This window comes from Huijunlia imazamoxiresistens (genome assembly GCF_037132455.1).
Taxonomy (GTDB): domain Bacteria; phylum Bacteroidota; class Bacteroidia; order Chitinophagales; family Chitinophagaceae; genus Flavisolibacter; species Flavisolibacter imazamoxiresistens.
Genome location: NZ_JBBBEI010000001.1, coordinates 252,756 through 274,954, shown reverse-complemented (window position 1 = coordinate 274,954; position 22,199 = coordinate 252,756). Strand labels below are relative to the sequence as shown.

Genomic DNA, 22,199 nt, shown 5'->3' with positions numbered 1-22,199 from the left:
GCTTAACCAGGTTCCGCTTCGGGAAATGGCCCCGTAGCTCAATTGAATAGAGCATTTGACTACGGATCAAAAGGTTTCTGGTTTGAATCCAGACGGGGTCACTAAAAGCGCTTACAAACAAGTTGTAGGCTGGTCTTCAAAAATCTTCCTTCGGGAAATGGCCCCGTAGCTCAATTGAATAGAGCATTTGACTACGGATCAAAAGGTTTCTGGTTTGAATCCAGACGGGGTCACTAAAAGCGCTTACAAACAAGTTGTAGGCTGGTCTTCAAAAATCTTCCTTCGGGAAATGGCCCCGTAGCTCAATTGAATAGAGCATTTGACTACGGATCAAAAGGTTTCTGGTTTGAATCCAGACGGGGTCACTAAAGCGACGATCAAATCGGCGCAAAAAATAGCAAAAGCCAGTTAAATCATTGATTTACTGGCTTTTGTGCTTTCCGACCTCTTCCAAAATATTCAAATCGTCTCAAAAAAAATGTCCCCTAATCGGTCCCCTCCTTGGAAAAGACATCCCCAGGGGACCGATTGGGGACCTAGATCCGCCCAAAGCCTGATCCAAAGGGCAAAATGCCATAAATATTCCCCCTGTTGCCGGCGCCCAGCGTAAGGGCGGAAGCCTGCTTCGCCAGTGGCAGATGCTGCGGAGGGGCGGGCAGCGCATAACTATAAGCGTTAGGGGATACGCGGGCAAACAGATCGGTATTCAGGAATGTAGCGCCTAAAGTGACGCCCAATGATTTCAAAAGATTGCTGCGGTCCATGATTCAGTTTTTATAGGCCAGGGGATTATTTTCAGTTAGCTCCATGCCCTTCAGCCCTGACAAGGAGAAAGGATTACGAACCGTAATCCTTTCTTCTCTTGTTGAACCAGACAGTCGGGTGATGGAACGAAGGGGTGAACGCACCCGGATGCCAACGGCTATTTGGCCGCCACGGAAACCGTGCTTGTTCCCCAGCTTTTATTCGGCTCCGGCCCCATTTCCAGCACCAGGCTGCCGCCTTTGAGCAGCTCGCTGGCGGGGAACCAGAACGTATCCAGCTTTCTGCCGTTCAGCACCGCGCTTTGCACGTACTTGTTTTCACGGGAGGCATTTTTGGCTTCCAGGGTAAAGGTTTTGCCCCTGCCGTACCGGCCGCCCAGGTCGATCGTCACCTTTTCGTAGAGCGGGCTGCCGATCTCGTAGATCGGGTTCACCTGGCAGCCGCCGTCAACCTGGAACAATCCCAGGGCGGACATGATAAACCATGAGCTCATCTGGCCCTGGTCCTCATCGCCCAAATAGGCATTGGCCACGCCATAGTTATAATACCGGTCCATGATCGAACGGCTCCACTTCTGCGTCAGCCAGGGTTGCTGCACGTAGTTGAACAGGTAGGCAAAATGCATGGATTGCTGGTTGCCCTGGATCACCGGGTAGTCCCAGTACTGGTCGTTGGGTGCATTGAAGCGCCATTTCTCGCTTTCGTCAAAGCCCCATCCCAGCCGTTCCTTGAACCGCTCCACGCCGATGGTCTTTGCCAGTCCCGGCACATCCTGCGGTACAAAGAAGGTCAGCTGCCAGGCATTGCCTTCCACGTAATGTTCATTGGCGCCCGAACGGAACGGATCGAACTTCTCGTACCAGCTGCCATCCGACTTCCGCATCCGGGCATAGCCGGTGGCCGTATCGATCACGTTCTTCCACCAGCCGGCCCGCTGGCGATACTGCTCGTACTCTTTTTCCTTGCCCAGCGATTTGGCCAGCTGCGACAGCGCCCAGTCGTCATAGGCATATTCCAGCGAGTTGGAAAAACGTCCCTTGTCGTAGGGAACATACTGGTATTTCATGTAGGCCTCGAAATCGGCGTTGCCGGCCAGCCCGCCGCCCACTTTGGTCTGGGGCGTGGACAGGGTCTTGTGGGCCGCCGCAAAGGCTTTTTCCACGTCGAAATCCCGGATACCCATCTGGTAGGCCCCCACGATCAGCGGCACTTCGTGCTCGGCCACCATCACGGGAACATACTCCATGCCGGCAGGCCCCTTGGCCAGCCAGCCGTTGGCATCATACATGGCCAGCTGCGACTTCACCCACTTCGACGACCATTCCGGCGTCACCAGGTTCCAGAACTGGTTCAGGTTCCAAAACGAGTTCCAGAACGCATCGCACCCCAGGGCCACGTCCCCAGGCTTTTGCAGCTGCTGCACCTGCTCGGCAGCATCCACCCAGCGTCCGTCCACGTCGCTGAAAATGTTCCGGCTGCACATCGCCCGGTACATGTTGGTATAAAAGCGCACCTTCTCGCGGCGGTCATTGGTTTGGATCTTCAGGCGGCCCAGCAGGTGGTCCCACTCGCTGCGCTGGTGGTCCCGCACCTTTTCAAAGCTCCAGCCGAAGGGCTTGCTGATCTCCTCCTGCAGGTTGCGGGAGGCGCCGGCTACGTCCACAAAGGAAATGCCGGTGCGCACCTGCACCACCTGGTTTTCGCGGGTGTCGAATTCCACGAAGGCGCCTGCGTCTTTGGCGTCTTTGATGCGCAGCAGGTCGCCGGTCCGCACCTCGTCGTTCACCCAGGTGCCGAACTTGCGGATCGGCCGGTCGAACTCGATGACGAAATGCACGTTGTACTCCTGCTCGCTGGAGCCGGCCTGGGCGATCCATACCTGGGGCGCAAACTGCTTGCTGACGCCCTCGATGCGGTAATCGCTGACTTTCTTCAGCGTTACTTCGGGCAGTTGATAGCGGTTCTCCGCCGGCGTCTGCAGGTCGATAATCACCCGCGAATCGGTGGCCTTCGGGTACGTATACCGCTGGAAGCTGGCCCGGGTGGTGGCGGTCAGTTCCGCCTGGATGTCATAATCGGTCAGCTTTACCTTGTAATAGCCCAGGGGCGCTTCTTCGGTGGCCTTGTCGATGCGGGAACGATAGCCCGTGCCGGGAGCGCTGCGCTGGTCGCCCACCTTGATCTTCAGGGGACCGTTGGCGGCCATCATGCCCAGGCCGGCCATGGTCCACTCGTGGATATGGCTGAAGGCGCCGATGCTTTCAAAGGTGGGGTCGTAGCCTGCCTGCCAGCCGTCGTTCTGGTTGTCGGGGCTCAGCTTCACCATGCTGAACGGCATCCAGGGGCCGGGGCCGATCATCCAGCGGGAATGGGCCGTTCCTATTTTGGTATCCACGTAATCGGAATAAAAGGCGGATTCCCGGGGCGACCGGGTCACGGTTCCGGCTTCGATCACTTTGCCGTCCGCCAGGAGCTCGTAGCGGCTTTTGGTGGTCTTCGAAACGGCGGGCATCGGCACCTCGAACTGGTAGCGGCCGGTTTCCAGCGTTTCGTCAAACACCTGTTTGCCGTCCAGGCGCACGGTGAACCGGGGCTTGCCGCTGATGCGCTCCAGGTCGACCAGCAGGGGCTGCACCCGCTTGCCTTCGGCCGCCAGCTCGTAGCCGGCGGGCTTGGCTTCGCGGACAAACACGCTGCCCGCAGTTTTCAAACGGGCGCTTTGGGGCGCCTCCAGGCGCACCTGGTCGAACACCAGCCAGGAGCCGTCCAGGGAGGTCAGTTGAATTTCATTGCCGCCGGCATGCAAGGTAGCCGGGTCGATGGGGATCTCCACCAGGTGCTCTTTTACCGTGGACACCTCGCCGGTCAGGGCGCTGCCGGGAACGCCTTTGGGCAGCTGGGTGACGGTGGATTTGCCGTTCACGCTGACTTTGAACAAGGGGGGATTTTCGACATTATACCCCAGGAGGTCGACCACCAGCTTCCAGTTTCCCTGGGCGGGCAACTGGTCGAGGCCGAACAGGATGTTGACCAGGTGCGACCGGATGCCGGAAGTGGGGGCCGTACCGCCCCAGCTGTCCTTGGGTCCCGGCAGCACGTAGGGCCAGTCCTGCTCGGGCTTGGAATGGCCGACCAGGAAGAAGCGGTCCTCCCAGCCGAAATCATATTCCAGAAACCGTTTGTACTGCGACGGCGCCAGGGCCATGCCTTTGCTTTGATTGTCGGCGGCCCCGATCTCCCAGATCACCTGGGACTGGCCGTTTGCTACCGCCCCTGCGCAGGATAACAGGCAGATCATAGCCGTTTTCCGCAGGCGGGATTCTAATTTTTTCATATGGAGATACATCATTTATCCGGTTAAATATTATTTGCGTTGTCCTACTGCATTCGGGGCGGCACCGTATTGGTCTTTCGGCTGGCTGCCCATCTGCACCACCAGCCTGCCGCCTTTTTGCAGGTCGGACAGTTGCAGGAAGGGTTGCGACAGCTCGGTGCCGTTCAGGGTATACGACTGCACGTAGGCGTTCGCCGCACTGTTGTTGACCACGTCGATTTGGAAATCTTTGCCCCCGTAGTACTTTTTATTGCCCTTGATCACGATCTTGTCGAAGAGCGGGCTGCCCAGGCCTACCTGGGGCTTGATGTCGGTAAAGCCTTTCACGTCGAACAGGCCCATGCTGGCGATGACGTACCAGGCGCCCAGCTGGCCCTGGTCCTCATCCTGCCCGTAGCCGTAGCCGTGGATGCCGTCGGTGCCGTAGAATTCATTGCAGATGGCCCGCACCCATTTTTGGGTCAGCGAGGGCTTGCCCGAAAAGTTGAACAGCCAGGAGGTATGCAGGTTGGGCTGGTTGCCGTGGTTGTACAGGCCGGACAGGCCGGAGAAGGCATCCAGGGTTTTGCCCCCGCCAAACGCATTTTTCTGCGAGGTGCTGAAAATGCTGTCCAGGCGGCTGTTGAAGGGATCGCGGCCGACCTTGGCTACCAGTCCTGCGGGATCATGCGGCACATAGAAGGTATACTGCCAGGCGTTGCCCTCCTGGAACCCCCGCCAGGGCTGGCTGGGCTTGAAATCGCCGATGAACTCGCCGCTGGCCAGCTTGGGACGCACCAGCTTCAGGGAGGGATCGAACAGGTGCTCCCATCCTTTGGACAGGCGCATCAGCTGCGTGTAATCCTGTTCTTTGCCCAGCAGCTTCGCCCATTGCGCCACCGCGTAGGAGCTGTAGGCATATTCCAGGGTATGGGAAGCGGAGAACTGCCAGGTTTCGGCCCACTCCCTGGACTTGTCGATATGGTTCACATAGCCGTATTTGACAAAGTTGCCGACATCCAGCTTGCCGGCGCCGCGGGGGCGCCCGTTGGCTTCCACCTCGTTTTTCAGCGACGCCTCGTAGGCCAGGTTCACGTCGAAATCGCGGATGCCCGACATGTAGGCGCTGGCCATGGCCAGGCTGACGAAATTGGTGCCTACCCCCGACACAAATCGGCTGTTGGCAATGCCGTCGGCCAGCCAGCCCGCATCTTTGTACACCAGGAGCTGGCTTTTGATCCAGTCGGAATAATATTCGGGATACGCCAGGGCCCAGAGCTGGGTGAGGTTCCAGAAGCCGCCCCAGATGGCGTCGGTATTATAGTGGTGGTGCACCGGGCGGTGCTTTTTGTCCAGGGGGATCTGCCCTACCGTGCCGTCGTTTTTGGGATAGGCGCCGTTGACGTCGCTGGCCAGGCCGCGCCCCAGCAGGGAATGGTACAGGCCGGTGTAAAACTTGACCATATTTTCGCGGACCGGCGTTTCCACCTTGATCCGGCCCAGCTGGTCGCTCCAGGCAGCCGTCGATTGTTTCCGGGCTTTCTCAAAGGAAAGGCCGCCGGCCTCCGCCTTCAGGTTCAACCGGGCATTTTCCACGGAGGTGAACGAAAGGCCCGCCTTGATGGTAATGCTTTCCTGGTCTTTGGTATCGAAGCTGAGGTAAAGACCTGCTCCTTTCCCGGCCTGCCCCGTGGCGCCGGCGACTACATTTTTCCCGCTGAACGCACCGAAGGCCTTGGGCTTCTTATCCAAAACGGCGGAGAAGTACATCGTCACTTCGGCCCCCGGCTGGTATTTTTGCACATAGACCGGCAGGGTAGTGACAAATCCTTCGATCCGCCCGTCGGCGGTGTAGTACACTTTGGCGTCCTTAACGTTGCCGCTTTCACCCTGCTTGTTGCCGATGTCGAACAGGATGTGCGACTCCTTGCCGGCGGGGAAGGTATAGCGGTGAAAGGCTACCCTTGGGGTGGCGGTGAGTTCGGCCCTGACGCCGTAATCTTTCAAAAAGACGGAATAATAACCGGCCGTGGCCTGTTCGTCCTTCCGGTCGAAGCGGGAGCGGTAGCCGTCATCGGGGTTTTCCAGCTTGCCGGGCGTCGTTTGCAGCGGCCCGGTGATCGGGGCGAAGACCACGCCGCCGATCTGGAACTCGTGAAAGTTCGGAAAACCTTCGATGGATTCGTGGCGGTGGTCATAGCCCGTGGCGTCCCAGCCATGGAAATTGCCGTAGCTGCCGTTGGTGGAAGGGGCCGGCTTGGCCATTCCGAAGGGATAGGCACCCGGAACATAGTGAAACCAGCGACAATGCGCCGTTCCGATATTGGGTTGGACGTATTGGACCAAGTCCCCTTTTTTCTGTGCCTGGGTATAGGTGGGAGCCGCTATAGCCAGCAGCGCTATCCCGGCCAGGTGTACTAATTTGTTCTTTGCTTTCATATGTGTAAGCATGGTTGTTAATCGATGTAAATTCCAGTGGGATGGTTGGTTTTCAGGGGGTGGCGGCTGTCGCGGTAGCTGGCGGCGCCCAGCAGGGCCGCTTTCTCGCCCAGCAGGGCCGTCCGGACGGGAACGCCGGGATGCTGTGGGCGCAGGATGCCGAGCAGCGGTTCCCGGAAGCGCTCGTAGGATTTGGCGATATTGCCGCCGATCACCACTACCTGCGGCTCGTGCAGGCTGATGAACGGCACCAGCACCCGGCCCAGGTTTTCGCCGAATTCCTCGAATACCTGCCGGACGGCTGCCGGGTGTTCCATTTTTGACAGCAGCTCCAGCACCCCGGTGACGGTGTCGCCGGTCAGCTCGCGGTAGCGCCGGACAAACCAGCGGGTGCACAGGTAGTTTTCGGCTATATCTCCCCGGTAGGGCGCCTGCCACAGGCCGGCCTCTTCGGCTACCCCCTCCTGGTAGATGCCGCTGCCCAGCCCCGTGCCCAGGGTCACCCCCACCGCTTTGCGCAGCCCGTACCCCGCCCCTACGCAGACCTCTCCCTGTAAAAAGGCGGCGGCATCGTTCATCATCGAGATATTTCCCGGCGCCAACCCGAGGCGGGATGCCAGCAGCTCCCGGACGTTCCGCCCGTAGAGCGGCTCGTACTTTCCCTGGCCCTGCATGTAGCTGACGCCGTTTTCGTAATCAAAGGGTCCGGGCATGGCCAGGCTCAAAATTTCCGAGCGGCCGCGGGCGGCCCGGGCGATGGCGTTGCTCCATACCTCGATGACCTGTTCGGCGGGGGCCCCGGCATCCACCTTTTCCCTTACCAGGGTGTCCAGGAGGATGATCTTCTTTTCCATATCCACCAGGGCCGCCGTAATATGGGTGCCGCCGATGTCGGCACCGATGACCAAAGAATCGTTTTTCATTTGTCGCTTTTTAAGGGTATCAGTGGAGCAGCATGCCTTCCTCTTTGGCCAGCTCCTCCTTGGTTACGGTAATGCCTTTTTCCTTCCAGTAATTTTCGATTTGTTCCAGCGACTGGCCCTTGGTTTCCGGCAGCAGCTTGTACACGGTGACCAGGGCCACGATGCAGAAGAAGGCAAAGAACCAGAAGGTGCCGGCGCTGCCGATCTCCCGGAGCAGGATGGGCGTCAGCTGCCCGACGATGGTATCGGCGATCCACATCACCATGATGCTGATGGCCAGGGCCCGGCCCCGGATGGCGTTGGGAAAGATCTCGGAAGCCACCACGAATTTCAGGGGCCCGATGGAGAAGGCGAAGCAGGCCAGGAATGCCAGCACGCAGACCAGCAGCCAGAGGCTGGTGGTAGCCCCGGCATAAAAGCACCAGCCCGTCAACAGCAGGGTAAGGGCGGCGCCGGCCGTTCCCAGGATATACAGGGGACGCCGGCCCCAGCTGTCCACCTTCCAGATGGCCACCAGGGTAAACAGCATATTGGCCGCCCCGAAGATGATCTGGCTGATCAGGGAGTTGCTCAGCGAAATGCCGGCATTGCTCAGAATGCTGGGACCGTAATAAATGATGGCATTGATGCCGCTGAACTGGGAAAACAGGGGCAGGAGGATGCCGATGAGCAGGGCTTTGCGCATGCCCGGGGCAAACAACTCCTTGTAGGAACCGGCCGCATGGCGGTCGGCGGCCGCTGCCTGGGCTTCGGCCCGGGCCTGCGGGCTTTGCGCGATCCGGCCCAGGATCTCGCGTCCTTCCGCCTCCCGGCCCTTCTGGAAGAGCCAGCGGGGGCTTTCCGGCACCAGGAACAAACCGGCCAGGAAGCACAGGGCCGGCACCACGCCCAGGCCAAACATAGCCCGCCACACCTCCTTACCCAGCAGCACCGACAGGAACCCTTCGGTGGGCGGATGGTGGGCGGCATAGCTGACCAGGGCGGCATTGGTAAGGTACGCCACCAGGATGCCGAAGGTCAGCGCGAACTGGTAATAGGTCACCAGGCGGCCCCGGATAGAGGGCGGCGCTATTTCGGAAATATACAGGGGCACGACGTTGGAGGCGATGCCGATGCCGATGCCGCCGACCAGGCGGGCGGCAATGATCCAGGAAAGCGTAGGCAGGAGGGCGCAACCCAGGGCCGACAGCACAAACAGGGCGGCCGACAGCAGGAGGAGCTTTTTGCGGCCCAGGCGGTCACTCAGCTCGCCGGAAAAGGCCACGCCGATGATACAGCCCACCAGGGCGGAAGACACGAACCACCCTTCCTGGGCGGCGGACAATAAAAACTGTTGTTGCACCAGGGGCAGGATCCCGGATACGACCGCCATATCGAAACCAAACAGGAACCCTCCCAGGGAGGCGACCAGGGTGATAACGGTGAGACTGATTTGCTTTTTTTTCATATTCATATGGAAACAATTAAAGGGGTTAGTTTGCGGAAGACATTGAAGGCGGGGCGTCGGCCGGGCGGCTGCCCCACTGCTTATTGGGCGCCGGGCCCATGCGGAGCACCAGCTTTCCGCCATCGACCAGGTCGGAATGGTAGAACCAGGGCTTCGTCTGGGGCTTGCCGTCCAGGGTGGCCGACTGTATATAGCGATTGGTTGCGGACGTGTTTTGCGCCTCGATGGTGAAGGTCTTGCCCTTGTAATAGCGGCCATCCAGCTGGATCGTTATTTTGGAAAAAAGAGGGCTGCCGATCTCGTAAAAGGGTTTGGCAGCGACGCCGCCGTCGGTTTGGAAAAGTCCCATGGCCGCCAGCACGTACCAGGCGCCCATCTGGCCTTCGTCCTCGTCGCCCAGCCAGCCGTCGTAAGCCGTGGCCCCGTAATACCGGCCCATGATCTCCCGCGTCCATTTCTGAGTGAGCCAGGGCTGGCCGGAGTAGTTGAACAGCCAGGCGGCCTGCATGTTCGGCTGGTTGCCGTGGTTGACCGGCACCTTGTCGTACATATCGCCGGCGGCGTTGAAATTGAAGCGGGCCGACTTTTCAAACCCTTCGTTCAGGCGGTGGTTGAATTCGTCCTTTCCCATCAGGTTCAGGATGCCCTGCACGTCGTGCGGGTTGAAGAACGAGTACTGCCAGGCATTGCCTTCGAGGTAGCCGGGGCCGCTGAAATTGGTGCAGCAGAGCGGGTTCCAGTCCTTCACCCAGCTGCCGTCGCGGTTTTTCATCCGGATGTATTTGCTTTCGGGGTCGAACACGTTTTTGTAATTGCCCGCCCGTTTCCGGAACAGCTCGTACTCCAGGTCCTTGCCCAGGGCTTTGGCCATTTGGGCCACGCACCAGTCGTCATAGGCATATTCCAGGGTGTTCGACACCTGTCCTTCCTCGTTGGGCACGTAGCCCCCCTTCAGGTACGACTCGAAAAACCGGTTGCCGACAAAGCCGTTTTCCGGCGTGCGCATCCCCGGCGTGGTCTGCTGGTGCACCATGGCCTCGAAGGCTTTGGGCACATCAAAATCACGGATGCCTTTCTGGTAGGCGCCCACGATGAGGGCGATTTCATGGGAGGCTTCCATGATGCCGGAATATTCGATGCCGGCAGGCCCTTTGGGCAGCCAGCCCCCGGTCTTATAAATTTCCAGCAGCGACTTTACCCAGTTGCTGGTCAGGTCGGGATTCACCAGGGCCCACAGCTGGTTCAGGTTCCAGAACGTATTCCACAGCGCATCCGAGCCGTAGACCGGCGAGGCCGCCTGGCGCACGTTCTCATTGACGTCCACGTATTTTCCATCCACGTCGCTCCAGGTGGTGCGGGCCACGTAAGAGCGGTACAGGTTGGTATAGAATTTCTTCTTGTCCGTTTCCGTGCCTCCCTCGACTTTGATTTTGCCCAACAAGCCGTTCCACACCTTGCGGGCGTTGTAGGCCACCGCGTCGAAGCTCCAGTGAAAGGGGTTCATTTCCGTTTCCAGGTTCTTCCGGGCGCCCTCGATGCTGACCAGGGAGATCCCGGTCTGCAGCAACAGCACCTCACCGGCCTTCATATCGAAGTCGGCGAAGGCGCCCATGCGGCCTTTGCCGGCCACTTCGGTCACGCCTTTCTGCACCTTGCTGCCCTTCCAGCCGCCGAACGACTTGATCGGCTTGTTGAAGCGGGCGACAAAATGCACCGTGTACTCGTTCCAGCTCCACTTCTGCTTGCAGTAGCCTTCCACCTGGTTTCCCGATACGCGGGTGATCCGGGCATCCAGGATATCGGTCTTGGCTTCGCCCGGGATATCTAGGTCCAGCAAAATGTGGGCGTCTTCCTGGGCCTCGGGGTAGGTAAACCGGAAGAACCCGGCCCGGGTGGTGCTGGTCAGTTCGGTACGGATGTTCCCGTTCATCAGCGTGACGCCATAATAGCCGGGGCGGGACACTTCGGTGCTTTTGTCGATGCGGGAGCGGTAGCCCGACGTCCAGCCCGTGGTGGGCGCATCGGCGGGGCCCCGGTACGTACTGAGCTCGCCCACGGTAGGCATGACCGACAGGCCCACCATGGTCCAGGAGTGAATGTGGCTGAAGCCGCCGACATTCCCCAGGCTGTATTCATAGCCGGACTTCCACACCTCGCCCTGGTTGTCGGGGCTCAGCTGCACCATGCCGAAGGGCATGGTGGCGCCGGGGTTGAGCATCCAGCGCGACTCGGACGTGCCGATGAAGGGATCCACGTAATCGACCGGCTCCCTGCGCTGCGCCTGTCCCGACAGGAACAGGGCAGCGGAAAAGACGGCCAGGAATAGTTTGCGTACATCTGTTGGCATATGCAAAAGAATTAGCCGGGGAAACAAATATTTTCTTTGATAAAGGCTTTGACCACTTTGGCCCTGCCGGCACCCAGGTTGGTGAGGGTGTAACGTTCCGCGGCGGCCGGGATGACAAAGGTTTCCGCGTATTGAAAGGTCTGCACAGTTCCATCGGCGGTCTCCACGCGAACCGCCTCCCCTTCCACCAGCATGAGCACGTGCACGGTATTGCGGGTGTCCACCTCCAGCCGGGAATCAAACTCCATCCGGTGGACGTCGTAAAAATGGTCTTCGTGGGTGGGCAGGTGCACCAGTTCCCAGTCCGCACCGGCGGCGAGCGTTACCGGTTGGGAGATCAGCTCCTTTTTCACCCGTTCGCCCTTGCGTTCGAAATTGAGGTTGTTGAAGGCATGATCGATATTGATCGGCCGCGGCTGTCCGTTCAGGTCCAGGCGCTGCCAGTCGTACATTTTAAAGGTAAAGATGTAGGGGGTGGCGCTGATCTCCAGCACGAGGCTGCCGGCGCCCGCGCTGTGGACCGTGCCGTTGGGGATCAGGTACAGGCCGTGCTTTTGGGCGGTATGCGCCTGCACGTATCGGGTAATGGGAATTTCCTGGCCGGACTCCTGGCTGTATTCCAGCTCCTGGCGGAAGGTTTTAGGGTCGATGTCCTCCTGGAAGCCTAAATACACCTGGGCATCCTGCTTACAGTCCAGGATATAATAGGTTTCGTCCTGGGTGATGTTTTCGCCGAACTCCCTGCGCACATAAGGCAGGGAAGGATGGCACTGGATGGAGAGGTTGCCGCCTTCGAAGGTATCCAGGAAGTCGAAGCGGATGGGGAACTCGTCGCCGAAAACCGCGGCGTCGCGCCCCAGGACCGCCGGGGCATGGCGGAACATCAGGAAGTCGAAGGACACTTCCAATAAGTTGCCGTCGCTTTCGAAGACGATGCCGTTTTCCGGCACGATCAGCTCGAAGGACCAGGCGTAATTGACCGCCTCCTTGTTCAGGCCCTGGAAACGCTCCTTCATCCAGTGGCCGCCCCAGGCGCCCGGCTCAAACCAGGGCCGCACCCGGTAGACCGACCGGCTTAATTGCTGCAGGCCCGCCTTCAGGTCGGCGCCCGGCATCCAGTTCACCGACTCCTTCCACTGGGCATCGGCGATCACCGCGATGCGGTCCAGGAGGGCCTTTTTGTGGGTGTTCAGAATAGGCCAGTCCACAAAGTAAAAGCGCTTGTACATCTCCGTGTTCCCGGCCTGCCGGTCGGAACCGAAGTTGGTGACCGATTTCGCCCGCATCCGGAACTGGATCTCGTTCTTGGGAATATCCAGGTACACCACCGGGGCGCTCCAGGGCAACAGGGCGGCGCCGATGCCCAGGGCGATGTTGACGTCATAACGGGCGTCGGGTTGCGCGGCGGACAGCCGGTCGGCCTGGAAAAAATCTCTCAGGTCCAGGCGGGAGCGGGTGCCCCAGACCGAACCGGGAGTGCCCAGGAAGGGCGCCACCAGCTGCTCTATCGCTTCCGGCCCTTTCCGCAGCCGGTCCAGGAGGATCCAGTTAACCGTTACGCCTGCCTGCTGCAGCTCCTGCTCCAGGCACTGCCGCACCTCTTCCCAGAAGATGCCGATATACCCGTCGATCAGGACGGTTTTTTGTTTGATGATCCATTGGGCCAGGGAAGCGTAGCCGCTAAAAATTTTTCCGGCGCCCACGGCATGACTCGGATAGATGTCGTAGCCGGAAGGCTGTTTTTCCTGCCCGCGGAGGGTCTGGGGAAGGATCGTCTCGGAGGTGGCCCTCCATTTTTTCGTTACAGGAGCGGTTGCTAACGTGTTATCCAGGACTTGCATAGTAAAATGAGGTTGTTGAGGTGGAATGCAGGACAAATGTAGGTATGTATATACATATTAACAAAGAATCCCGGCATTTTTTTATTCGTTGTTTTCAAAAGGGTTTAAAATTCGAGGCGGAAGGTGGTCATGCCATAAGGAAGGACCATGACGGTACCGGGGCTTTTCGGCCCGGGGCGTTCGTCGGCCCCGCAGGTGCGCACGGAGCGCGGCGTCCCGGCCGGCCAGCCCAGCGTGACCCGTTCGGGTTGGCCGGAAACGGATTTCAACCGCAGGATCAGGGCTTTATTGTCGGCGCTTTTCTTCAGCGTGGAGATCATGATGTTGGGGTTATCCACGGAGACCGGCGCCCGGTCCACGGGGTTCTTATCCGTTGCCACCACGACGAAGGGCCGGTTCTGTTCCAGGCCGAAGCGGGCGGCCACCACGGGGTCGTATTTCCCATGCGGCAGCACCTGGTAGCGGAACGACATCAGCCCGCCCTGCTCCAGGGGGAAGTTGGTATCCCAGTGGTTGTTCAGGGGCCAGGAATAAAGCGTTTGGGAAGGCGGCGTGCTTTTCAGCCAGTTCCAGGGCTGGCGGGCGCCGTCCAGGATATTGCCCGACAGGCCGCCCACTTCCACCAGCGGCGACTCGATGCAGGTCCAGGTCAGCCCGTACTCCGGGTTGGAAATGTCCACGTGGCGCTGGAAGGTGAACCAGTTCTTGTTGGCGGAGGGCACCTGGTCCTGGTCCGGCACCATGTTGCCCCAGGGGATATCCATGCGGACAACGCCCTGCGGCACGTTGAAATCAAAGCCAAAGTGGATGCCTTCCTTTTTGCGGGTGGCGATCTTGTCCACCGTGTTGACCAGCTCCAGGTAGGGCTGCCCGCTGAAGAGGCGCACCTCGCGGGTGAGGCTGCGGCAGCCCGGCGCCTCCGAGACGGCTTCCAGCGACACCAGCAGGGGTCCTTTCTCCTTTACCCGGAGGGCCACCTGCGTGGGGTGCCCGGTCGTGAACGTGCTGTCCTTGCCGTTCTTCACGCCCAGGAGGTAATGATAGCTGTTCAGGGCCACCGGGGAGGAAGGCCGCACCAGCTCGCGGCCGGTCTTCCGCTCCAGCAGGCGGCTGATGTTGCCGGTCGCCGGGTCCAGGGTGGCCGTCAGGAAGCTGTTTTGCAGCAGTGCCGCGCCCGCTTCGGTATCGCCGGAAAGGCTGCAGCGGCCGGGCAGGACTTTATACAGGCGGGAACCCAGGGCCGGGATGTTTTCCGCACGGAAGATCAGTTCCCCGGAAGACAGGCGCTGGGACAATACTTCTTTGCCCTGGTCGTCCACTACCCGGTCCCCTGCCCTGCCCTGTTCCGGCGACAGGGTAACGATGCCGCCCCGCGGCCAGGAAAGGGTATTGACCACCGCGATGCCCGGGGCTTCCTTTTTCGCCACCGGCTCCAGCGCCCGGCGGATCCATTCTTTACTGGAGCTTTCGGCCTGTTCAAAGAAGGCGGCCTTGTTGGCTTCCACCTTCTTGGCCAGGGGCGCCCGCGGGTCCTGGTAGCCCCAGGTATGCTCGGAAGCCAGCAGCAGCTGTTCCCAGGACCGGCTCAGGCTGTCTACCGGCGCCGGGCGGTTTTTTCCCAGCAGGGCCCAGAGGGCCTCCGCCTGCACCAGGTTTTCCTTGCCCCGGCGGCCCATGCCCACGCGGCGGGCATCGGAGCCCAGGCCGTTGGTCCAGAACTCCGTAAAATCGCCTTTGTATTCCGGGATCACGGAGCCGTATTTGGCTTCATAGGCGGCGTGGATTTCCTTAATGCCCGCGATTTTGAGCTTGGGAAAAGCGTACCGTTCGTTCCACAGCCTGACCGCTTCGGGCAGGTCGGCATCGATGAGGCAGTTATCCGCCATCGACCAGGTCATGGCATAAATATCATAGGGAGAGTTGGCCTTTTCGAGCTTGGCGGTCTCCTGGAAAATAAAGGGGTCGATAAAGTTTTTGAGGGGGTCGGCCGTGCTCACGCGGTCGTACTTCGGGCTCAGGGACTGGGTTTTGGCCAGGCCGTAGATGCTGCCCTTCAGCCGGTAGCCCCAGCCGTAGGAAGCGGCCTGCAAAAAGAAGATCCGGTCCTTTCCGTTCTGCGCCACCCAGTAAAAGGGTTTATGGTCCCAGCTGTGCCGCAGGTCGTAATAATTGGGAAAGCTGAAAAAGGCTTTTACTCCGTTTTGCGCCGCCGCCTGCACCAGTCCCCAGGAGCCGCCGGGATTGTCCATCTGCACCATGGTGGTGATGGGCACGCCGGTGGCGGCGGCGATGGCATGGTTGTTTTCAAATACCCGGAGCAATTCTTCATCCGAGCAGGCGCTGGTATTCAGATTGGAGTGGGCCCCGTCGATCTGGATCCAGCCTTTGCGGACGGCCTCGACAAAGGATTTCTTCTGCTGCGGGCTGGCTTTTTTCAGGTAACTGCGCACCACCCAGGTGGCTTCGGGGTTCCAGATGAACCGGGCGCCCTCGGGATAATGCTGTGTTTTGCGGGCGATGTCGATGCCCACGTCGATGTTGCGCACATGCAGGTCTTCGACCACTTCCTGCAGGTTGGTGTAGCCGATATCCACGTGGGAATGCGGGTAGATGTACACGGTCCATTGCTTGCTTGCGGGCACGGCTACCTGCCTTTGGTACTGTCGTTCGCCGTTTTGCAGCGTAATGTTCACGGTGGTGGCGCTGAGGCCGGCATTGGCCGGCAGCAGCACCGCCAGGGAATCGCAGGGCGTTGCGGGGGCCAGCTCCCGTACTTCCTTTTTTCCTTCCCACTCGGTGGTCAGGAGGATCTTGCCGCTCAGCGGGGTTTTTGGGAAATACAGCAGTACTTCCCGCCCGGGCTTCCCGTCCGGCCGGTACTTGTACCAGGGTTTTACCGCGTAATCGAAGGTGAAGGGATCCGATTTGGGGGAAAAAATTTTTGTGGGCTCCGGGCGCAGGACTGGGAAACCGGGGGCATACCCGGTCTGCAGCAGCGCATACCCGAGGCAGGCAGGCCACAGCAGGGAAAACAAACGTGCAGGGGACATTTTTAAGTATTTAGCGGAGGTTTTCGGAAAACAAAAAGCGTAGGAGAAGGGACGAGGTAAAGGAACGTAGTCCGCCCCGGGTAAAAGAGCGGACTACGTGGAGGATACCGGTAACACGACAGGTATGGGTGCACCTAGGGAACGGTCACTACTTTGGGCTCGTTGTAGTTGAACTGCTTTAAGCCGTAGTCGATCCGGGAGCCCACCCGAACATAATAATCCCGGGATTTGGGCAGCACGCCGCCGATGGTGGTCAGGGTAACGGTCTGCCCCACGATGGCGTTGCCGGCGGTACCGCTATAGGCCAGGCGCTGGGAGTAGCGGTTGTCGAAATTGTTGTTGCCGACATAGGGCGTACTGTTGACATAGAGGTACAGGTCGGTGATGTTCTGCTGGAAAGCCGGGTTGGCCGTACCGCGGGTCACTTTGACGTTCGCGGAGATGGTGCCGTTGCTGTTCAGCACCGGCTCACCCACCCATTCCACGCGCAGGAACGGCTCCACCGAAAAGTCGAGGGTGGTGGTGCCGCCCCTGATCTCCAGGGTTTTGCTCCCATCCACCGTGGTGCCCTGTACCAGGGGCACAAAGGCGCCCTCGGCGGAGACTTTGTACTTCCCGGCAAACACCTTGGTATTGTTGTAGGTGCCGTCCTGCTTGCAGGCCAGGTACAGGGGGGTGGGGGTTTCGCTCCAGCTCAGTTCCAGCAGCTTGATGCGGGTGCCGGCGCCGTTATCGCCCGACACTTCGCTTTGCACCGGCTTGCCGGTGCCGGCGTCGATGATGTTGCCCCGGAGGGTTTCGGTCGGCGCTTCGTAATTATCGATCTTGGTACACGAGCCGGCGGCGGCCACGGCCAGGACGAATGCTATAGCTTTCAGGTTCAGTTTCATGTTGATAGGAATTAATAGCCAGGATTTTGATCAAGGTTGGGGCTTTTGGTAATCACGCCCGCGGGGATCTGGTGGTAGTACCAGCGGGGGTCGAAGGTGTAGCGGGTGTTGCGCTCGTCGAACCGGGAATCGAAGATGTATTTACCCGCATCGGCCACGTAGAACGGCATCAGGATCTTGTAGATGGTGCTGTTCTGCTCTTTGTCGCTGATGCGCCACCTTCTCATATCCCACCAGGTTTTGTTCTCGAAGGAGAGCTCTTTCCTTCTTTCGCGGCGGATCTCGTCGATGGAGGCGAGGTTGGCCAGTTGCGTGGCGCCGGCCCGTTCGCGGATGAGGTTGATGTTGGCCAGGGCGTCCGCCAGGTAGGTGCCCCCCTGCCCGGCCTGGTGCAGCTCGTAGGCCGCTTCGGCGCTGTTCAGCAGCACCTCGGCATAACGCAGCTCGATCCAGGTTTGCTCGGAACGGTTCGGCAGCACTTCGGCGGTCGGCTTGTCGGGCGACAGGTATTTTCTAATAGAAAAGCCGGAGATATTGCCTGCGGAGCCGCTGTAGTTGGTAAACACGCCGCTCAGGCCGGCCGGGTTCATCTTGCTGCCATTGGGCAGGGTATAGGCCGTTTGGGCGGAGCCGGCGGAGGTCACCAGGTTGGCCGTGGGGTAAGCGGCGGTGGAGCCTGCCGGAACCAGCCGGCTGATGCCCGCGGCGGAGCTGCCGGTATAGATGCCCCTGCGGATCTCGATGTTTTCGCCTTTGAACACATCGTTGGGGAAGATCACGGTGGCCCGTAACCGCGGTTCGGCATTGGCAAACAGCTCCATGGGGTTGCTGAACAGGAGATACTTGCCGTTGGCATCCAGGGTCTGGAGGGTACCGTCGGCGTTCTTGGGCAGGCCTTCGAACATTTCCACAAAATCCAGCGTGGGATTGGTTTCGGCCGAATAGCCGCCGGGGCCCCACAGCTGGCGGGGAACGTTATGGGCGTCGTAGCCGTGCACCGCGTCGGGATACTTGTACTGCTTGACGAAAATGTTCTCGGGGCTGGAAGCATCCAGGAACAGGTTCACGAAGTTCTGGTACTGGGCGCTCTTGTCACCGGCGGCCCAGTTCTTTTTGTACAGGCTGAACTTTCCCTTCAGCAGGGCGGCCGCATCGTAGCTGGCCTTAAAATACGCCACGGCCTTGTCGTTGGCGATGCCGCACAGGCGGCCGCCCTTTACGGTCAGGTCGATCTGGTTGTACTTGGCGATGCTGCCGGCGTAGAGCATGGCCCGCGACTTGAAGCCGGCCGCCGCATACCGGCTGGCCCGGCTCTTCGAAGCGGTTTCCGGCAGGTTGGCATAGGCAAAATCCAGGTCGGCCGCGATAAAGTCCCAAACCGCCGCTTCGGGGGAGCGGGGCACCTTGAGCTCCTCGATGCTTTCGGCCAGCTCGCTGATGCCCTTGCCGGCGCCGGTCAGCACCTTGTCCACGATGGGCACGCCGCCGTAGCGTTTGGCCAGGGCGAAGTAGGTGGCCGCCCGGATGAAGCGGGCCTCGCCCAGCCAGTTGTTGACCTGCGCCGTGCTGAAGTTGCCGGCGTAGGCGGGCAGGGTTTCCATGAAGTAGTTGCACTCGCGGATCAGCTTATAGGCATCCGCCCAATAGCCGAAGGTCTCCGTGGTATTGCCCATGTCGCGGCTGATGGCTTCGCCGGTAGTGGCGCTGGGAGGACCGAAAAAGGTGTTGTTGAACCCCGTGGTATGGGAGTACTTGAAGTCCTCAATGGGGATCTGGCTGTAGATACGGGCCATGTAGGCGTCGATGCCGCTGGTATTGGAAAAGACATCCTTATCCTGGACCACGTTCAGCGGCGGCAGGTCCAGCTTCTGGCAGGCCGACAGCCCGAGAATTAACAGACCGAGAAGGATATAAAAACAGTTTTTCATGCTTCTTTATTAGAGTTTTACGTTCAGACCAAAAGTGTATTTAATGTCGAGGGGGTAGAGGTACCCGAACTGGCTGGAGGGGTGCTCCGGATCGAGGTATTTCAGCTTCGTCAGCGTGAACATGTTGTAGCCGTTGGTGTACACGCGGAGGCCTTTGATACCGAGACGGGACAGCAGCTGGCCGGGCACGGTATAGCCGATCTCGGCGCTCTTCAGGCGGATGTAGGCCGAGCTGGAGGCATTCGCCAGGGTGTTGGTATACGGCACGGTGCCGGTATAGGCGTAATGGCCCGGGATCCAGACCGTCTTGGGATCATACGGATCGGCGGTAGGATCAGCGGGGTGCCAGCGATTCAGGAATTGCTCCAGGGCGCCGCCACCGGCCCAGAGGGGCGTGTTCAGCTGTTCGAAATAAGAGACATACGACCTGCCGGCGCCGTTGAAGTGGAGCGTGAGGTCCAGGCCTTTGAATTCGCCGCCCAGGGTCAGGCCGCCGGTCAGCAGGGGCGCTCCGGTAAGGGCGATGGGCTGGTTGTCGTCCACGCCGATCTGGCCGTCGCCGTTCCAGTCTTCGTAGCGGTAGTCGCCCACCACGGTGCCCCTGCGCACGAAGATGGGGCTCTTCACCAGTTCCTCGTAGCTGGCGAACTGGCCTTCGGAACCATAGCCCCAGTACAGGTTGTTATACCGGTTGTTGGTATTGTAGCTGTTGTTCCAGTTCAGGTACGAGTTGCCGGCTTTGGCCTTGATGCGGGTCGTGTTCATGGTACGGGTCAGGCCGAAGGTTCCTTTGATGTTGTAGCGGAACTGGCCGATCCGGTTGCGGTGAGTGATGTCGAAATCCACCCCGCGGGTGCGGTCGCCTTCCAGGTTTTCCTGGGGCAGGCCCACCCCTACTACGTCGGGCAGGGTCGACAGGCGGGTGGTAAGCAGGCCGGTGCGGTTGCGCTCGAAATAATCCACGCTCAGGCCCAGTTTGCCGTTCCAGGCTTCCAGGTCGATACCGCCATCGAGGGTGGTGGCGTTATACCAGGTGAGTTTGGGGTTGGGCAATCCCTTGCTTTGCACGGAGTTGATGAACGCGCCTTCGAATACGGCGCCTGCGGGCAGTTTGTCCGAGGAGCCGCCGGCCGGGTAGTTATAACCGGTGATGAACTGGTAGTTGGAGGCGTTTTCATCGCCCAGCTTACCATAGGAAGCCCGGAGCTTGAGGTTGTTGATGAACGACAGGGAGGAGCTGCTCTTCCAGAAATTTTCCTGGGAAACGCGCCAGCCCGCGGAGGCCACGGGGAAAAAGCCCCATTGCTGGTCGGCGGCGAACTTGGAGGAGCCGTCCTCGCGGAACGCGAATTCCGCCATGTACTTTCCTTTGTAATCGTAGGACAGGCGTCCCACGTAAGCGGCGATGGCGCTGCGGTACAGGTTGCCGGCAGCCATGGCGCCCTGCTGGTTCAGGCTGTTGCCCGCCAGCAGCTGGTCCACGTCGATGGACAGCTCGCGCTGGGCGTTGAAGTTGTCGCCGCTGCGGTTGGTCTTTTCATAGAGCACCAGGGCGCTGAGGTTGTGCGCGCCCCCGAAGGTGTGGGCGTAGTTCAGCGACAGCTGCACCTGGTTGGAAGGAAATTCAGCGTATTCCCTGCGGATGGTGGCCGGCTTCTGGTTAGGAACGGCCGCATAGGTATCGTTGCTGGCGTTGTAGTTGTACAGGTTGAACGTCTTCTGGTACAGCTTGTTCACGTTGGTGCTGAAATCGTAGCTGTACTGCGCCTTGGCGCTCAGGCCCTTGACGAAGGGAACGACGTAATTCAGGCTGGCGGAGGACTGGAACCACTTATTGTCGCGGACCTGGTAGCCGTTGATGTCGCTGGAAGAATGGGCCACGCCGTTCAGGCCGCTCAGCACGTTGTTCAGGTAGGCCGGGTTGTCGTTGGCGTAGATCGACTGGGTCGGCGGCTGGTACCACAGGCTGCGGAACACGTACCAGGGCGAGATGTAGGGCTGGTCCTTCTTGCCCAGGATGCCGCTGAGGTTCAGGTCGAACGTCAGGCTTTTGGTGATCCTGGAGCTCAGGTTGGAACGCAGGTTGACTCGGTGGTAGTTGACGTCGTTGCTTTTGAAAAAGGATTGCTGGGAAGTATACCCGATACTGGCGAAATAGGTGGTATTCTCGCTGCCGCCCGTCACGCTCAGGTCGTGCTGGGCTTGCGGGGCGGAATTGCGGATGATGGCATCCTGCCAGTTGGCGGCCTTTTTGGTGCCGTTGCGGTAGGCTTCGAAATCGGCGGCCGTGTACAGGGGCGTGCCGCCGTTGATGTTGTGCATGCGCTGTTCGTTCACCAGCGTCATGTAGTCCTCGATGCCCACCGGTTCGGGCAGCCGCGAAGGAACCTGCAGGCCGTAGCTGCCGTTGTAGTTCAGTTCAAGGGCGCCCTTCTTTCCCTTCTTGGTGGTGATCAGCACCACGCCGTTGGCCGCCCGCACGCCGTAGATGGCGGCGGAAGCGTCTTTCAGCACCGAGATGCTTTCGATGTCGTTGGAATTCAGGCTGGCGATGTTGTCGCGGGGAACGCCGTCGATGATGATCAGCGGGGCGCCCAGGCCCCGGATATCGAAGGAGTTATCGAAGGAACCTGGCTCGCTGCTGTTCTGCACCACCCGCAGGCCGGCGATCTTGCCGGTCAGCATGTTCTGCACGTTCTCGTTCTTGGTGGCTACGATCTCGGCATTGCTCACGGAAGAAATGGCGCCGGTAAGGGCGGTCTTCTTCTTGGTGCCGTAGCCGACCACCACCACGTCGTCCAGCGCCACGGTGGAGGAGGCCAGGGTGATGGTGAAGGAAGAAGGGCCGGAGATCGTCTTCTGCACCGGCTTGAAGCCCACCATGCTGAAGACCAGGGTCTGGCCGGTTTTCGCCGGCAGGGAGAAATTGCCCCCGGCATCGGTGGTCGTTCCGCCGGCGTTGTCTTTGAGGGATACGGTCACGGTGGGCAGGGGTTTGCCCCCTTCGTCGAGCACCGTACCCTGGATGCGCACCGGGGTTTGGGCCCAAGCGGAACCGGCGCCCAGCACGCCTACAGCCAGGGTAAAAATAAAGGGTAAAGCAGGTTTCAGCTTAGCGGACCAGGGCTGCCGGGAAGGCTTACCGGCTTTTGCGGGGTCGATAGGTAATGAAGGATTCATAACGGATTAAGCAGTCTGTTTAATGATGGATAAATGGGTTGAACAGGACCAGGTACTTCGGCGGAGGAAGGGTGGC

The 22,199-nt window shown here is 59.9% G+C and carries 11 protein-coding genes and 3 tRNA genes; 3 read left to right on the top strand and 11 right to left on the bottom strand.

Features of this window, described 5'->3' with window-relative positions; genetic code table 11:
- The first annotated feature begins 27 nt into the window (after positions 1-27).
- The 3 genes from V9K67_RS00795 (at position 28) to V9K67_RS00785 (ending at position 365) form a co-directional block, all read left to right on the top strand.
- Positions 28-101: transfer RNA gene (locus V9K67_RS00795), tRNA-Arg, on the top strand.
- 58 nt (positions 102-159) lie between these two features.
- Positions 160-233, top strand: a tRNA-Arg gene (locus V9K67_RS00790).
- Positions 234-291: 58 nt separating this feature from the next.
- Positions 292-365 (top strand) — tRNA-Arg (locus tag V9K67_RS00785).
- Positions 366-536: 171 nt separating this feature from the next.
- Here the strand turns inward: V9K67_RS00785 and V9K67_RS00780 are convergent.
- The 11 genes from V9K67_RS00780 to V9K67_RS00730 form a co-directional block, all read right to left on the bottom strand.
- Positions 537-764: a hypothetical protein gene (locus V9K67_RS00780; RefSeq protein WP_336719383.1), complete on the bottom strand. Its 228-nt coding sequence runs from the start codon at positions 762-764 to the stop codon at positions 537-539.
- A gap of 158 nt (positions 765-922) precedes the next feature.
- Positions 923-4,099 (bottom strand): GH92 family glycosyl hydrolase, encoded by a 3,177-nt coding sequence (locus V9K67_RS00775; RefSeq protein WP_336719381.1) that lies wholly within the window; start codon positions 4,097-4,099, stop codon positions 923-925.
- A 30-nt stretch (positions 4,100-4,129) separates the two neighbouring features.
- Positions 4,130-6,517 carry a GH92 family glycosyl hydrolase gene (locus V9K67_RS00770; RefSeq protein ID WP_336719379.1) on the bottom strand — a complete coding sequence of 796 codons (2,388 nt, stop codon included), beginning with the start codon at positions 6,515-6,517 and terminating at the stop codon, positions 4,130-4,132.
- 17 nt (positions 6,518-6,534) lie between these two features.
- A complete protein-coding gene (locus V9K67_RS00765) occupies positions 6,535-7,440 on the bottom strand; it encodes an ROK family protein (protein WP_336719377.1) in 906 nt (301 codons plus the stop codon).
- Between the two features lie 19 nt (positions 7,441-7,459).
- Entirely contained in the window at positions 7,460-8,887 is a 1,428-nt protein-coding gene (locus V9K67_RS00760) for a sugar porter family MFS transporter (RefSeq protein WP_336719375.1), read from the bottom strand.
- 25 nt (positions 8,888-8,912) lie between these two features.
- A complete protein-coding gene (locus V9K67_RS00755; protein WP_336719373.1) occupies positions 8,913-11,234 on the bottom strand; it encodes a GH92 family glycosyl hydrolase in 2,322 nt (773 codons plus the stop codon).
- Between the two features lie 11 nt (positions 11,235-11,245).
- On the bottom strand, positions 11,246-13,075 hold the full coding sequence (locus tag V9K67_RS00750; RefSeq protein ID WP_336719371.1) for a class I mannose-6-phosphate isomerase: 1,830 nt from the start codon (positions 13,073-13,075) through the stop codon (positions 11,246-11,248).
- A gap of 104 nt (positions 13,076-13,179) precedes the next feature.
- On the bottom strand, positions 13,180-16,125 hold the full coding sequence (locus tag V9K67_RS00745) for a glycoside hydrolase family 38 N-terminal domain-containing protein (RefSeq protein WP_336719370.1): 2,946 nt from the start codon (positions 16,123-16,125) through the stop codon (positions 13,180-13,182).
- 134 nt (positions 16,126-16,259) lie between these two features.
- On the bottom strand, positions 16,260-17,015 hold the full coding sequence (locus tag V9K67_RS00740; RefSeq protein ID WP_336719368.1) for a DUF3823 domain-containing protein: 756 nt from the start codon (positions 17,013-17,015) through the stop codon (positions 16,260-16,262).
- 11 nt (positions 17,016-17,026) lie between these two features.
- A complete protein-coding gene (locus tag V9K67_RS00735) occupies positions 17,027-18,943 on the bottom strand; it encodes a RagB/SusD family nutrient uptake outer membrane protein (protein WP_336719366.1) in 1,917 nt (638 codons plus the stop codon).
- Positions 18,944-18,952: 9 nt separating this feature from the next.
- On the bottom strand, positions 18,953-22,123 hold the full coding sequence (locus V9K67_RS00730) for a SusC/RagA family TonB-linked outer membrane protein (RefSeq protein WP_336719364.1): 3,171 nt from the start codon (positions 22,121-22,123) through the stop codon (positions 18,953-18,955).
- Between the last annotated feature and the right edge of the window lie 76 nt (positions 22,124-22,199).

Coding starts and splice junctions, on each gene's coding strand:
- V9K67_RS00780 (WP_336719383.1), bottom strand. CDS start 764: ATGGACCGCAGCAATCTTTTGAAATCATTGGGCGTCACTTTAGGCGCT.
- V9K67_RS00775 (WP_336719381.1), bottom strand. CDS start 4,099: ATGAAAAAATTAGAATCCCGCCTGCGGAAAACGGCTATGATCTGCCTG.
- V9K67_RS00770 (WP_336719379.1), bottom strand. CDS start 6,517: ATGAAAGCAAAGAACAAATTAGTACACCTGGCCGGGATAGCGCTGCTG.
- V9K67_RS00765 (WP_336719377.1), bottom strand. CDS start 7,440: ATGAAAAACGATTCTTTGGTCATCGGTGCCGACATCGGCGGCACCCAT.
- V9K67_RS00760 (WP_336719375.1), bottom strand. CDS start 8,887: ATGAAAAAAAAGCAAATCAGTCTCACCGTTATCACCCTGGTCGCCTCC.
- V9K67_RS00755 (WP_336719373.1), bottom strand. CDS start 11,234: ATGCCAACAGATGTACGCAAACTATTCCTGGCCGTCTTTTCCGCTGCC.
- V9K67_RS00750 (WP_336719371.1), bottom strand. CDS start 13,075: ATGCAAGTCCTGGATAACACGTTAGCAACCGCTCCTGTAACGAAAAAA.
- V9K67_RS00745 (WP_336719370.1), bottom strand. CDS start 16,125: ATGTCCCCTGCACGTTTGTTTTCCCTGCTGTGGCCTGCCTGCCTCGGG.
- V9K67_RS00740 (WP_336719368.1), bottom strand. CDS start 17,015: ATGAAACTGAACCTGAAAGCTATAGCATTCGTCCTGGCCGTGGCCGCC.
- V9K67_RS00735 (WP_336719366.1), bottom strand. CDS start 18,943: ATGAAAAACTGTTTTTATATCCTTCTCGGTCTGTTAATTCTCGGGCTG.
- V9K67_RS00730 (WP_336719364.1), bottom strand. CDS start 22,123: ATGAATCCTTCATTACCTATCGACCCCGCAAAAGCCGGTAAGCCTTCC.